Here is a 14,452-nt window from a genome sequence, read left to right as displayed (position 1 = left end):
GTATTTGGCGTAAAAAACATCAAACCCTACTTTTATTAAGGTTTTTTGTTAAATAAATTACAAAAAATGAATTTTTTTTCATTTTTACAGTTGAATTAACTTTGTGGCATCCCTATTTACTAGTCATCGAACGTATTAACGAATTTGAAGTTGGAGAAGATTCATGGGTAAAATTATTGGAATCGATTTAGGTACTACAAACTCTTGTGTTGCAGTACTTGATGGTGATAAAGCACGTGTTATTGAAAATGCGGAAGGCGATCGCACAACCCCGTCTATTATTGCTTACACGCAAGACGGTGAGACGCTAGTAGGTCAACCTGCTAAGCGTCAAGCGGTTACTAACCCAACTAACACGTTATTTGCAATTAAGCGTTTAATTGGTCGTCGTTTTGAAGACGAAGAAGTACAACGCGATATCGGTATTATGCCGTTCAAAATCATCAAAGCTGATAACGGCGATGCATGGGTTGAAGCGGGCGGTGAAAAACGCGCTGCACCACAAATTTCTGCAGAAGTACTTAAAAAAATGAAGAAAACAGCAGAAGACTTCTTAGGTGAAGAAGTAACTGAAGCTGTAATCACAGTACCTGCATACTTTAACGATTCACAACGCCAAGCAACAAAAGATGCTGGTCGTATTGCGGGTCTTGAAGTTAAACGTATCATCAATGAGCCAACAGCTGCTGCCCTTGCTTACGGCATGGACAAAAACAAAGGTGAAAACGTTGTTGCAGTATACGATTTAGGTGGTGGTACTTTCGATTTATCAATCATTGAAATTGATGAAGTTGAAGGCGAGCACACATTTGAAGTACTTGCTACAAACGGTGACACTCACTTAGGTGGTGAAGATTTCGATAACCGCGTAATCAACTACTTAGTAGCTGAGTTCAAGAAAGACCAAGGTATCGATTTACAAAACGATCCGCTTGCTATGCAACGTGTTAAAGAAGCGGCTGAAAAAGCGAAAATCGAACTATCATCTGCACAATCTACAGAAGTTAACCTTCCGTACGTGACTGCCGATGCATCAGGTCCTAAGCACATGAACGTTAAACTAACGCGTGCTAAACTTGAGTCATTAGTTGAAGACTTAGTAACTAAGTCAATTGAGCCACTTAAACGTGCTCTAGCGGATGCTGATTTATCTGTAAATGATATTAACGATATCATTTTAGTAGGTGGTCAAACACGTATGCCACTAGTACAAAAAACAGTTGCTGAGTTCTTTGGTAAAGAGCCACGTAAAGATGTCAACCCTGATGAAGCTGTAGCAGTAGGCGCGGCAATTCAAGGTGGTGTATTAGCAGGTGACGTTAAAGACGTACTATTACTAGACGTGTCTCCATTATCGCTAGGTATTGAGACAATGGGCTCAGTAATGACCGCGCTAATTGAGAAAAATACAACGATTCCTACTAAGAAATCGCAAACGTTCTCTACAGCAGAAGATAACCAATCTGCCGTTACGATTCACGTACTACAAGGTGAGCGTAAGCGTGCTAGCGACAACAAATCTCTAGGTCAATTTAACTTAGAAGGTATTCGTCCAGCACAACGTGGTACTCCACAAATCGAAGTAACTTTCGATGTAGATGCGGATGGTATCTTACATGTATCAGCGAAAGATAAAGATACAGGTAAAGAGCAAAAAATCACGATTCAAGCGTCTTCGGGCTTAAGCGATGAAGAAGTAGAAAAAATGGTTCGTGATGCAGAAGCTAACGCTGAAGAAGATAAAAAGTTTGAAGAGCTAGTAGCAACTCGTAACCAAGCTGATGCAATGGTACACGGTACTCGCAAGCAAATTGAAGAAGCTGGCGATGCACTACCAAGTGAAGACAAAGATGCAATTGAAGCAGCTGTTGTTGACCTTGAAGCAGCTATTAAGAGCGATGACAAAGCAGAAATTGAAGCTAAAACGCAAGCACTTGCTGAAAAGTCTCAAAAGCTAATGGAAATCGCTCAAGCTAAAGCGCAACAAGGTGGCGCAGATGCAGGCGAGCAACCACAACAGTCTGCTAAGCAAGACGACGATGTAGTTGATGCTGAGTTTGAAGAAGTAAAAGACGACAAGTAATTGTCAGCTAAGCTTCTAACTAGCCTAAACAACATGATTTGCTCAAGTTTTTAGGGTAGGATGAACTTTTGAGGCGCGCAGGCTACAGCTTGTCGCGCCTTTTGTATGTATTTAAGGTTTAAAATTTTCATGATAAATCGATGTGATTTATCGGTTTATCCCGCAGCCTAGCTGCAAATAGAAAAGAGTAGTGTGATAGATATGTCAAAACGCGATTATTACGAAGTTCTCGGCGTAAGCAAAGATGCAAGCGAGAGAGACATAAAAAAAGCGTATAAACGCTTAGCGATGAAATATCACCCAGATCGTACCGCCGGTGATAAAGATCTCGAAACTAAATTTAAAGAAGTAAAAGAAGCTTACGAGATTTTAACCGACGATCAAAAACGTCAAATGTATGACCAATACGGCCATGCTGCCTTTGAACAAGGCGGTGGCGGCGGTCACGGTGGCTTTGGCGGTGGTGGTCAAGGCGATTTTGGTGATATTTTTGGTGATGTGTTCGGTGACATTTTTGGTGGCGGTGGTGGCCGTCGTCAATCGCGTCAACAACGTGGATCAGATTTACGTTACAACATGGACCTAAGCTTAGAAGAAGCGGTTCGTGGTAAAGAAGTAGAAATAAAAGTACCTACGTGGGTTAGCTGTAAGCCATGTGATGGCAGTGGTGCAAAAGCGGGCTCTAAGCCTAAAACATGTACTACGTGTCATGGTGCTGGCCAAGTGCAGATGCGCCAAGGTTTCTTTGCTGTTCAACAAACGTGTCCTACGTGTCAGGGACAAGGTCAGATTATTTCAGACCCATGTGATAAGTGTCACGGACAAGGGCGTGTTGAGAAAACGAAAACGTTGTCAGTTAAAATTCCAGCAGGCGTAGATACAGGCGATCGTATTCGTTTAACCGGTGAAGGCGAAGCGGGTATGCACGGAGCGCCAGCTGGCGACTTATACGTGCAAGTATCTGTACGCGAACACCCAATTTTTGTACGTGATGCGAATAACTTGTACTGCGAAGTGCCAATTAGCTTTACTACCGCAGGTTTAGGTGGCGAAATTGAAGTGCCTACGCTTGATGGCCGTGCAAAACTTAAAATACCGTCTGAAACACAAACGGGCAAAATGTTCCGTATGCGTGGCAAAGGTGTTAAATCTGTACGTAGTGGTGCTCAAGGTGACTTAATTTGTAAAGTAGTGATTGAAACGCCAGTTAACTTAAACGAGCGTCAACGCGAGTTACTTAAAGAGTTAGACGAGAGCATGGGCAAAGATAGCTCAAAAAACCGTCCTAAAGAGCAAGGCTTTTTTGACGGCGTTAAAAAGTTTTTTGACGATTTAACTAAGTAATAAGTTATCGTAAAAACTAAAAAAAACGGTGCTAGATGCACCGTTTTTTTTGACTCAAATTCATGTGATTTAACCATTTTTCTGGGCACGACTTAGCAATATTATAAAGTGCGTATACTCAATCGATTAATTCATTGAGCAATTTTGTTGCCTTGTGCAATTGACCCCACACTGCTTTACCCTTTGTACCTATACCCTCGTAAATAAGAGGCTTTTTACGTATCTGCTATTAAGTTACTCTTCAAAATGATTAACCCTTATTGTAGATTAATAATTCGCTTAAAATAATGTGGCTAAATTGTATGACCCCGGCTATAGAATTACTGAAAAAACAAAATGTGCCTCACGATGTACTTAGTTATCAACACGATGCTAATACAACACGTTATGGCCAAGAAGCCGTTGAAAAGTTAAACCTTAATAGTGAGCAGGTATTTAAAACCCTCGTGCTTGAAACCAGTGAAGGGCAGTTAATTGTTGCCATTACACCGGTATCCCAGCAAGTAAATTTAAAGCAATTGGCCAAACTGAGTCACGCTAAAAAGGTCGCAATGGCAAGCGCGCCAAAGGTACAAGCCGCTACAGGGTATATCTTGGGAGGGGTTAGCCCGCTTGGGCAAAAAAAGCGCCTAACCACTTTTATTCATTCAAGCGCTATGGCCTTTAAAACAGTGTATGTAAGTGCAGGTAAGCGAGGGCTTGAGGTAGCGCTTTCGCCAACCGATTTAAAGGCACAAACGCGTGCCGCCTATGGCGATTTTTAAAAACCTCCACAAAAACCAACACGCCCTAAACCGCAAATTTTAAAGGCGATAATTTGCTGCTTAGGGTATTTTTAACTACAGTCAAAATACCCTTGTACACTATGCATTATGGCAGTATGTATGAATTTTTCTGATGTTAATTTTTTTGCCGTGCTTGTGGCGGCGCTTTCCTCTTTTATGCTTGGCGGTATTTGGTATTCAAACGCTTTTTTTAAAAATGCTTGGTTAGAGTGTACAGGCCTTACGGAGCTTGATTTACAAACAGCAAAACCGGCGTTAATTTTTGGTGGCAGTATGGTACTTGCACTTTTGTCGGCGGTGGTGCTTTCATTATTTTTAGGTAAAGAGGCCGGAATGGGAGAGGGCGCCTTTACAGGTTTTGCCATCGGTTTGTTTTGGGTAGGTAGTTCGCTGGGGCTCAGTTACATTTATGAGCAGCGGCCAATCAAGTTATTTATAATTAATGCAGGGTATTACACATTACAATTTACATTAATGGGTTTTATTATAGGTGTATGGCCCTAAGAACGCTAAATAAGGCGCCACCTTTAAGCGCTAAAATACAATAAAGATAATTATGAAAATATTAGTCGTTGATGATATGCCACTTATGCGCCACGTATTAATTAATATGTTAAGGCAGCTTGATTACAAAAATGTTGTAGAGGCAACTGACGGCCAACAGGCGTTAAAAATACTGCGTCAGCAAAAATTTGATTTAGTAATAACCGACCTACATATGCCTAAAGTAGACGGTGTAAACTTGCTCGATAACATACGCCACGACCAAGCCTTAGTCGATTTACCTGTTATTATGGTCACGTGCGAAGATAACGCCGATACAGTAAAACAAGTTATTAAAGCAAAAGTGTCGGGGTTTATTATTAAACCATTTAATATGAATGTGTTATCAGCGCAATTAAACCGTTTGTTTTTTAGAGATTAGCGAAACGCTTTTATGGTGTTTTATATCGTACCTATTATTTAATCCCCTGCGTTTTCTCCACCGCTTATTAGGCAGTTTACCTAGCTTCTGTAACGTTTTTATTTATTAACTGCTAAAATGTCTGCTTTGTATCAACGTAGGTATGTTAAGGAGTGTATGGCTAAGCCAAATAAAAAAGGGCCGACTAAAACAGTCGATATTTTTTGCTCTGCTTGCAAAGCGGCGCTGTTTAAATATAGGAAAGGTGGCAAAGGCGCTTTAGTAAAGTGTTTTATAGAGCGAATAACCCAAGATTACACAACTACACCGTGTATTTGCCCCCAATGCGAGCGCCCATTTGCGCGCCCAGCAATCATACGCGGTACGCCAGCTTATAAAATAATTGGCGGTAAGGTTACCTTTAAATAACCCAATACGTTTAAAAATGTAATAACTACAAAAGCTTAGATTTGATGATTAGTAAGGCGGACAATTGACCTTGTACCAATAAACAAGCCTGATATACTCGCCCGGTTTTGCTGTTTCAATGATTGAAAAACACCCTCCCCAAGGATAGGGCCAGTTAGTTGGGTTTTTTAAGCAAAGGATAAACGTGTGATAGCACTGTTATTTGATATTGTAGGTATGGCGGGTACTTTCTTAGTTGTTGGTGCATTCTTTTTATTACAACTTAATAAAGCATCCCCAACGGGGTTATTGTACAACATAATGAATTTAACAGGGGCAATTTTGCTGTTAATAAGTTTGTGTTACAACTTTAACCTTGCAAGCTTTGTAATTGAGATTTTCTGGATTGCAGCTTCACTGATCGGCTTATACAAGTACGCTAAAAATAAGCCTCAATTAGCCACTAACTCGTAATTTTAGTACCGCTAATGATGTTTACTGTTGCGAGTCAGTACAGACTTGCAGCAGTTTATAAATAAATTAAGATTTATTGTATTTGTTAACACAAAGTTTCTGTTGTTAGCGCCCATAACCCGTTAAACTAGCGCCCTTAAATTTTATAGCTATTTTGTTGTGAGCTAGGGCATGTTCTCCTTTTCTAAAAAACTTCTTTTATCTTTTGTTGTACTGATAGTGCTATTGTCGGTTGTGTTTTGCTATGGTCGAACTCATTATTATAATCAGGCCGAGCAAAAAGCAGCCCAGCAAGCAACTCAGTTAAAGCATTATATTGATGCTGAGCTTGCGCGTTTTTCAAAAATTCCTCAGCTTCTCACCTATAACAACGAGGTTATTGATTTTTTAGGTGCGGCGCAAAATAACGAAAAAAAGATTAATAACTACTTAGCTGATATACAACAAGCCAGTGGTGCCTCAGATATTTATATTCTTGATGAACAAGGCGCTGTGATTGCAAGCAGTAACTGGCAGGCCGATCATAACTTCTTAGGCAGCGATCTGTCGTTTAGACCGTATTTTAAGCGCGCATTTGCAGGTGAAAAAGTAGCGTATTTTGCCCTAGGCATGCGTACAAAAGAGCGAGGCATCTATTTTTCACAAGCCATTTATAACAATAATCAAGCGGTAGGGGTCGTTGTTTTAAAAGTCAATGTGAACAAATTTGAAAGTGACCGTGAGCTTTTAAATACCGCCAAAGGCAGCCACTTTTATGTGCAGCTAGAAGATAGCGTGATTGCTATTTCAGATATGGAAAATTGGCGTCTGAATACGTTTTCTACACTCGATATTACTCATCGTCGAGACATCGCTCAGCGTCGAGCGTATTTAGATTATCAACCTAAGCTGATTGCCCATTCAAATTACACATCACAAAGGTTACTGTTTAGCACAATTGATGAGCATAACTATTTATCGGTAGAGCAAAAATTACGCTTTTTGAACGCATCGGTTACCGTATTAGTAAATGTATCTAATGCTAATATTGCCCAATTACCGGCGTTATTTGGCTTTGTGGTAATTTATGCGCTTATTATTGCCCTAGGGTATGTTGTTTTAAGGCGCTTTGTTGGCGTTAAAAAGCTGGTTTATTCCCATCACAGTGTCAGTCAGGAAATTAGTGCACGTACCAATGCTTTTAAAGCACAGCAAGATGCGCTTGTACAATCAACTAAGCTTGCAACAATTGGCCAGCTTAGCATGGGCTTTAACCACGAAATTAATCACCCGCTTAATACCATTAATACTTACTTAGCCAGTGCTAAGCGCTTGCTAGCTAAAGGAAAGTTTGAAGCCCTAAACGAAAATTTACAGTTTATTGAATCCTTAGTAGCAAGAGTGCATAAGATAGTTGCACAGCTAAATTATTTTTCTGATTCTGCAAAAACGATTATTAGCGAAGTGCCATTAAGTGAATCAGTAGCCAAGGCACTTGAGATTAATAAAAACCAGCTAAAGCAGGACAATATAAGTGTTTTACCGCCTAAAATTGACAGCCAATTAAACGTGTTAGCAGATAAAGCGGCCCTTGAAGAAGTGTTAGTTAACTTAATATCGAATGCCAGCCAAGCAATGCAAGGGTGTATTACTCGCGAGCTGAGTATCAGTGCCAATTATCTAAATAATAGTGTGCAACTGTGTATTGAAGATACCGGTCCGGGTATAGAAGTGCACGATATAGACACTATTTTTGAGCCTTTTTACAGTACTAAATCGGTTGATGGGCTAGGGCTTGGGTTGTGTATTTCTAAGCAAATTATTAGCGCGCTTAATGGCACGCTAAGCGCACAGAACCGCGAGCAAGGCGGCGCTAAATTTATTATTACGCTTCCTTGTGAGCCGCTAACGTGCTAAATAAAAGTAATTTAAGGGCTAAATTATTGAGCGAGTAGTGATTAATTGTGGCTATTTGTTCCTACAAAAACGGTAATTTTTAGATAGTTAGTGTTATTGCTCGAAAATCAGAACGGCGTTATAGTCGTAGCAAAATGATACACGAGTAGCACCTTTGGATACTGATAGCACACACACACCGTCACCCAGCGATACGTTTAATGAGCTGCAAAATAGCTTTTTAGCCCAGTCGTACCTCCCGATAGATAAGCGTATCGTATTATTAAAAAAGTTGCACAAACGCATTGTTAGCAATGAACAAGCGCTTATCGATGCAGCATCAAAAGACTTTGGCTACAGAACCGCGTTCGATACGTTACTTGGCGATATTCTGCCAACGGTTCAGGGTTTAGCGCACATAATTAAAAAATTGCCAAAATGGGCAAAACCCAGTAAGCGCTCAACTAGCTTAAGTTTGTGGCCATCAAAAGTGAGTGTGACTTACCAGCCACTTGGTGTAGTTGGCGTGATTGCACCATGGAATTACCCCATACAACTGGCATTAGTACCTGTTATTACCGCCATTGCTGCGGGTAATAGAGTTATGCTTAAGCTCAGCGAGTTTACTCCGCATACAAATGCAGTCATCGAAAAAATATTTGCAGACGAGCTACAAGCGCATTGTAAAGTGGTGTTAGGGGCAAGCGATGTAGCGAGTGAGTTTTCTGCACTGCCATTTGCACATCTGCTGTTTACTGGCTCAACGTCAGTGGGCAAGCTGGTTATGAAAGCAGCCAGCGAAAATTTAACCCCTGTTACCTTAGAGCTCGGTGGTAAGTCGCCGGTGATCATTACTGAGCAAGCTAATATTAAAAAAGCAGCGCAAACATTATTGTTTGGTAAAATGGCTAATGCAGGGCAAATTTGTGTAGCCCCAGATTATGTATTTGTACCTAAGGCCCTTGAGCATCAGCTGGTGCAGCAATTGTGCGAGCTTTATAAAAAGCACTTTAAAGACGGGGTTGAAGGCAAAAACTTAACGTCAATTATTAGCGATGCGCATTACTCTCGCTTAGAAGGGTATTTAACACAAGCACAGCAGTTAGGTGCGCAAGTTATTAAGCCGCTAGATCAAAACCAGCAAGACAAACAAAAGCATAGAATGGGTTTGCATATTGTTACCGCGCCTAGCGATGATATGACGTTAATGCAAGATGAGTTATTTGGCCCCATTTTGCCTATTAAAACCTACGAAAAGCTCGATGAGGCAATTAGCTACATAAAAGCGCATAATCACCCTTTAGCGCTATACATTTTAGGCCAAGATAAGCACGCTCAAGATTACATCATGGAGCAAACATTAAGTGGTACAGTTGCTGTAAACGATGCCTTAGTGCAGGTGACAGCAGACGATGTGCCATTTGGTGGCGTTGGGCATTCAGGAATGGGGCATTATCATGGTAAAGAGGGGTTTTTAACCTTTAGTCATGCAAAAAACACCTTGGTGTCTAGCTCGTTTAACCCGCGTACCGCGCTTTTACTCAAACAGAGCAACCTTATTATTAAGCTGCTTAAATTTTTATATATTAAGTAAATTGGTATAAAAAAGGGCAAATGCGAGATGCATTTGCCCTTGTTAAACACTTAGGTTTTGCTAGGCGAAAATTAAAATAAGCGACCTTCACCGGCGTACGTGCCTGCGAGTATTTTTTCGTAGATTTTGTCGGCTTTTTCTTTTGCTTCTTCTATTTCTTTAGGTAGCATTTTACGCTCATCTAGCTTACGGCTATGGCTTGCTTGCATGTTGCCGTTGTATTCTGCAATGGTATTCCACACATACGATTTCTCTAAGTCTTTTGGCATGCCTAGGCCTTCAAAATACATGAGCGCCAGATTAAATTGCGCCAGTGAGTAGTTATTAGCAGCGGCTTTTTCGTACCACGTTCTGGCTTGTTTATAATCGCGCGATACGCCCTCGCCATTTGCATACATAACACCTAAATTAAATTGTGCGGCGGGGAGGTTTTTTTTCGCTGCTTTTTCAAATAACGTAACCGCCATTTGCTTATCAAGCTTTACGCCTTTGCCTTCATCGTATAAAACCGCTAGCGCAAACATTGAGTCAGCGTGATTTTTTTTAACGCCCTCTTTATAAAGCTCTGCCGCTTTAAAGTAGTCGCGTGTAACACCATAGCCGCCCTCGTAAAGTTTACCTAGTTCGTAAATACCAGGGGCAAAGCCTTTATCAGCTAAATATTCAAATTCTTTTAGTGCCGTCGCAAACTCGCCTTCGTTGGCAGCTCTTATACCGTCTTCAAGAGTTGCATGTGCAAATGGGCTTGAAAGCAAAACGCCAGTGAGTATTAATGCTTTTAAATTAAACTGTGACATAGCCATGTCTCCAATAGGTAATAGTTGCAATGTGTATGTATGAAACCTGTTTTATTGCAACACTTTGTACTTACTATTTAATAGCCACGTATAAAATGGTGCAAGTGCTTGGGGTTAAGTGAAATACTAACGCTTTGGTGATTATATGCTCGTTTAACACTTAGCCAAGCTGTTGTGGTAATTATAGCTTAAATAAGCAATTATATTGCTAATAATGCGCTGTTTATAAGCGTAAGATACAGATATTACAGAAAATTTAAAGCAGTAAAAAAGCGCAAACCAAGGCCTGCGCTTTTAATGTCATATTAACCGTCACTAATATGAGCAATGTAGCAAGTAGAGATGAACTTTTATGCTATTACTTGGGTCGAGTAAATAATAGCCATTAAGCAGTCACGCGCTTAAAACAAAATGTCAGCATCCATGCTGTATTTCTTCCTTGGGCACTGAGGTCGTTACACTTTGTTTATGCGATTAATTATTATTTAGATTTGATGGTGTGTCAACAGTAAATAATAATTATTATCAATTAAAATAAATTAACATCTTTGCGTATTATGTGAGAGTTTGAGAGAAAGCGTTAGTTGAGGATTTCATGTTTAAAATAAAAAATATAAAAGTTTCGCGCGTAGCCATTGCGCTCAGTCTGCTATTTTTGTGTAGTTGTTCGGCTTCGTTTACTTATAATAACTTAACGTGGCTTTCGTCGTTTTGGGTAGATGACTACATTGACCTAAATAAGCAGCAAAACAAGCAACTCAAAAGTATTATTAACACAACCCAGCAGTGGCACCGCACCACGCAATTACCCGCCTACAAGCAAGATATCCTAAATTTAAAAGGGTTATTTAATCAGCAGTTAGACTATCAGCAACTAAAGTCGCAAGTGGTATTGGCCAGAGCTCATTTTCAAAACATTCTTGAACACGCGCATATACCGCTCGCGCAGTTAGGGCTTACGCTTTCTTATGCGCAGCGCGAAGAGCTTATTGCTAATATCCAAACGCAAATTAACGAAGAATACGAAGAGTTTACTGAATTAACAGCGCAGGAGCGCAAAAGCGAGCGCCTAGAAAGGCAGCTTGATTACTACAAACAATGGCTAGGAAAGTTAACCCCTGTGCAAACGCAGCTTATTACCCAAGCTAACAATGCTCATTATGACTCTTCATTGCTTTGGCATCAGTACAAGCAAACGCGTTTAAATGCAGCGCAGCAAGTACTTTTAAATAAAGCGCTCAGTGAGGCTGAATTTGTAAAACAATTAAGCTATGTAATTACACAGCGAGAAGCTTATATGAGCGAAGAGCTATTAGCCAGTAATGATGCAAACTTAGCGCTCTATGTAAACCTACTTATTGAACTAAATACCACATTGAGTGAGCAGCAACGCGAGAGTGTAAATGATGAGTTTGATGAGCTAATTAATACGCTCACCGATTTAATTGAAGATTAATGCTTATTTAAGCCAAGGCTCACATTAGCCATAAAGCTAACGTATTGTTTGCTAATTAAGCATGTGTAACATTTTATAAATTATACGCTTATTAAGGAAGTTAGGGCGTGGCGTACTGCGGTGGATGAATTTACAACAGGGCGTTTGGTTTTTAGTCAGGGCAAAGCCTTTGAAGGCGATTTAATTGCACCTAGAGTGAAAAATTTCAATCCACACAGGTCACCTCGCCCTCGATAAATGCTAAGATAATATTTCATATTTAATAACGTCCTATCTGATCGATTTTAAAATATATCACGTACGCTTCTCACTTATTTGTTGCTTGATTATCCTCGTTATATCTAACAAATGAAGCAAAGCGACACCTTGGTGATAATTAAAACGCGCGCATATTAAGGTTTGTAATGGCTGCAGTTTATGGTTACTGATTTAAAAGGAATGCTCAATACGTGGTATCCGCTTCGTGATGAACAACAATGGGTGCTAGCAACCTTGTACCAAATTGAAGGGTCTAGCTATCGAAAATTGGGCGCGATGATGCTTATTTCAAGCCTTGGCCAGCGCTTAGGCATGCTTTCGGGTGGTTGTTTAGAGGCTGATATTCAGCGCCATGCCAAACAGGTTATGACCTCATTACATTCTAAAACTATTACCTACGATGCAACCGATGAAGACGACTTAACATTTCAGCTAGGAATTGGCTGTGGTGGTGTGGTGCATATTATTTTGCAAAGCGTTAATAGTGAAAACGAATACTTACAATTAGATAGCATGTTTAATGCGCTTAAAAATAAGCAATCGGGGCACTACACACAGCAAATTAAACCTTTAGTGGCAAAGGGGTCTGGCGTTTTTAAAACCGTGGCGCAGCAGCACAACTTATCTTTAAACCGCAAAGCAACGCTTTTAGAGCAAGATAAAGTCCAACGTTTAGAAGTGGCTATTTACCCCAGCGCACATTTATTAATTGTTGGCGGTGGCGCTGATGCGATACCGGTGTACGCGTTTGCTAAACAACTCGGGTGGATGGTAAGTGTATGGGATAGCCGAGCTGCAAATGCTAAAAGAGACTACTTTAAGCAGGCCGATAATATTTTGCGTTGCCCAGCTACGCAGCTTAAACAATTTTGCGAACAGCACAAAGTGGATGCCGCTGTTTTAATGGCCCACAGTGTAGAGCTTGACTCACAGGCGTTAGCCGCACTTGAGCAAAGCCAACTAAAGTACATGGGGTTACTGGGGCCTGCACATCGCCGAGCGCAAGTGTTTGAGCATGCAAATACAAGTGTAGATAAGGTAGTAGCGCCTGTATTTGGTCCTGTTGGGCTTAATTTGGGAGGCGACTCGCCAGAGAGCATAGCTTTGTCGCTCATTAGCGAAATTCATGCGGTATTTGCTAATAAAAATGCTACATCGTTAAGTAATTGGGGCAACTAAGGTGCGCGTAGCAAAGGTTATTTTGGCCGCTGGGCAATCGTCGCGCTTTAACGGCTGTAAGCTTATAGCCGATGTAGGTAATAAACCAATGATTTGCCGCGCCGTAGATACCTTACAAGGTGATGACACATTACCCATATACGTTATTAGCGGTGCTTGGCATGCGCAAATTGAACACGCGTTACGTGGCTATAAAAATGTTGAAATACTGCATAACCCACACTGGCAAATAGGCTTAGGAAAATCCATTGCGCTGGCAACACACACTATAAGTAAGGCGCACTCATTAGAGGGGATTTTATTTATGCTGGCGGATCAGGTTGAGCTTAGTGCTACACACATAAATACTTTAATTACTCATTTTAACAACAACCCCTCGCGCTGGTGCGCTGATTATGGCGAACGCCTTGGCGTACCTGCTGTATTTCCTGCCTGTGATTTTAAAACACTCGCAGCGCTAAATTGTGATAAAGGCGCTCAACATTTGCTGCGCGATACACAGGTTGACGTTAATACCATTTTACTTAAGCAGGCAAGCACAGATATCGACACACAACAGCAATTAAAGCAGTTTATTAATAATAACAACAACCTAACTGTAAGCGAATAAACTAAAAAATATAGCCTAAACTTTAGGTTAAACGTTTAAAACGAGATTAGATTTTTAACAGTTATGCCAGCGCGCATTTTAAATGTGCGCTGCAATGCAAAGCGTAATAGTTTCAACGTACGGTGGTATAAAAAGTAACGTGTATGGGTCATGCGTTACTTTAATTTTATTTAGGCTTAATCAAGGGGCAAGCTATGGTGACGTTTACAGTTAATGGCAAAGAGGTTAAATCGCAAGCAAGTGCAGATACACCTTTGCTGTGGGTTATTCGCGATGAAATAGGGTTAAAAGGAACTAAGTTTGGTTGTGGTATTGCTATGTGCGGTGCATGTACAGTGCATCTAGATGGGCAAGCAACGCGCTCGTGTGTATTACCCGTGGGCGCAGTGGCAGGAAAAAATATTACGACCATTGAAGGGCTAAACAACGCGCACCCGCTGCAAAAAGCGTGGGTCGATGAGCAAGTACCTCAGTGTGGTTACTGTCAATCGGGGCAAATTATGCAAGCTGCTACGTTATTAGCAGACAATCCAAATCCAACAGATCAAGAAATAGTAAATCATATGAATGGCAACTACTGCCGCTGTATGGCGTACAAGCGTATTAAATCGGCTATACAACGTGCAGCTGATGAATCGCAAAGTGCAGTACAAATGTTTAACCCCAAAGAGCTAGACGTGTAACT

General features: G+C 40.7%; 14 protein-coding genes. 13 read left to right on the top strand and 1 reads right to left on the bottom strand.

Annotated features, from left to right (window positions below; translation table 11 throughout):
• Window positions 1–163: 163 nt before the first annotated feature.
• From dnaK to PAT01_RS12960, 9 genes are all read left to right on the top strand, one after another.
• Window positions 164–2,083: a molecular chaperone DnaK gene (gene dnaK / locus PAT01_RS13000; protein ID WP_024031902.1), complete on the top strand. Its 1,920-nt coding sequence runs from the start codon at window positions 164–166 to the stop codon at window positions 2,081–2,083.
• Window positions 2,084–2,284: 201 nt separating this feature from the next.
• Window positions 2,285–3,427 (top strand): molecular chaperone DnaJ, encoded by a 1,143-nt coding sequence (gene dnaJ / locus PAT01_RS12995; RefSeq protein WP_024031901.1) that lies wholly within the window; start codon window positions 2,285–2,287, stop codon window positions 3,425–3,427.
• Window positions 3,428–3,729: 302 nt separating this feature from the next.
• Window positions 3,730–4,191, top strand: coding sequence for a Cys-tRNA(Pro) deacylase (gene ybaK, locus PAT01_RS12990; protein WP_154945588.1), 462 nt, complete (start codon window positions 3,730–3,732; stop codon window positions 4,189–4,191).
• A 120-nt stretch (window positions 4,192–4,311) separates the two neighbouring features.
• Window positions 4,312–4,716: a DUF1761 domain-containing protein gene (locus tag PAT01_RS12985; RefSeq protein WP_096042912.1), complete on the top strand. Its 405-nt coding sequence runs from the start codon at window positions 4,312–4,314 to the stop codon at window positions 4,714–4,716.
• A 52-nt stretch (window positions 4,717–4,768) separates the two neighbouring features.
• Entirely contained in the window at window positions 4,769–5,137 is a 369-nt protein-coding gene (locus PAT01_RS12980) for a response regulator (RefSeq protein ID WP_024031358.1), read from the top strand.
• Window positions 5,138–5,293: 156 nt separating this feature from the next.
• Window positions 5,294–5,545, top strand: a complete 252-nt coding sequence (locus PAT01_RS12975) for a hypothetical protein (protein WP_004588717.1) — start codon at window positions 5,294–5,296, stop codon at window positions 5,543–5,545.
• Window positions 5,546–5,731: 186 nt separating this feature from the next.
• A complete protein-coding gene (locus PAT01_RS12970) occupies window positions 5,732–5,998 on the top strand; it encodes a CBU_0592 family membrane protein (RefSeq protein ID WP_004588716.1) in 267 nt (88 codons plus the stop codon).
• A 171-nt stretch (window positions 5,999–6,169) separates the two neighbouring features.
• Window positions 6,170–7,894, top strand: a complete 1,725-nt coding sequence (locus tag PAT01_RS12965; protein ID WP_154945587.1) for an ATP-binding protein — start codon at window positions 6,170–6,172, stop codon at window positions 7,892–7,894.
• Between the two features lie 154 nt (window positions 7,895–8,048).
• The gene (locus PAT01_RS12960) at window positions 8,049–9,467 is read left to right on the top strand and encodes a coniferyl aldehyde dehydrogenase (RefSeq protein WP_154945586.1); all 1,419 of its coding nucleotides are present in this window, start codon (window positions 8,049–8,051) and stop codon (window positions 9,465–9,467) included.
• Between the two features lie 71 nt (window positions 9,468–9,538).
• Here PAT01_RS12960 and PAT01_RS12955 read toward each other — a convergent pair whose 3' ends face one another.
• The gene (locus tag PAT01_RS12955) at window positions 9,539–10,264 is read right to left on the bottom strand and encodes a tetratricopeptide repeat protein (protein WP_154945585.1); all 726 of its coding nucleotides are present in this window, start codon (window positions 10,262–10,264) and stop codon (window positions 9,539–9,541) included.
• 595 nt (window positions 10,265–10,859) lie between these two features.
• Here PAT01_RS12955 and PAT01_RS12950 point away from each other — a divergent pair.
• The 4 genes from PAT01_RS12950 to PAT01_RS12935 all read left to right on the top strand — a co-directional run bounded on the left by PAT01_RS12950 (window position 10,860) and on the right by PAT01_RS12935 (window position 14,450).
• The gene (locus tag PAT01_RS12950) at window positions 10,860–11,720 is read left to right on the top strand and encodes a DUF6279 family lipoprotein (protein WP_138579079.1); all 861 of its coding nucleotides are present in this window, start codon (window positions 10,860–10,862) and stop codon (window positions 11,718–11,720) included.
• Between the two features lie 417 nt (window positions 11,721–12,137).
• Window positions 12,138–13,157, top strand: coding sequence for an XdhC family protein (locus tag PAT01_RS12945; protein WP_154945584.1), 1,020 nt, complete (start codon window positions 12,138–12,140; stop codon window positions 13,155–13,157).
• A gap of 1 nt (window position 13,158) precedes the next feature.
• Entirely contained in the window at window positions 13,159–13,767 is a 609-nt protein-coding gene (locus tag PAT01_RS12940; RefSeq protein WP_154945583.1) for a nucleotidyltransferase family protein, read from the top strand.
• A gap of 194 nt (window positions 13,768–13,961) precedes the next feature.
• Window positions 13,962–14,450: a (2Fe-2S)-binding protein gene (locus tag PAT01_RS12935; RefSeq protein WP_029771953.1), complete on the top strand. Its 489-nt coding sequence runs from the start codon at window positions 13,962–13,964 to the stop codon at window positions 14,448–14,450.
• The last annotated feature ends 2 nt before the right edge of the window (window positions 14,451–14,452 follow it).

Source organism: Pseudoalteromonas atlantica (assembly GCA_007988745.1).
Taxonomy (GTDB): Bacteria; Pseudomonadota; Gammaproteobacteria; order Enterobacterales; family Alteromonadaceae; genus Pseudoalteromonas; species Pseudoalteromonas atlantica.
The sequence above is the reverse complement of the archived record's forward strand: the minus strand, read 5'-3'. Positions and strand labels throughout refer to the sequence as shown.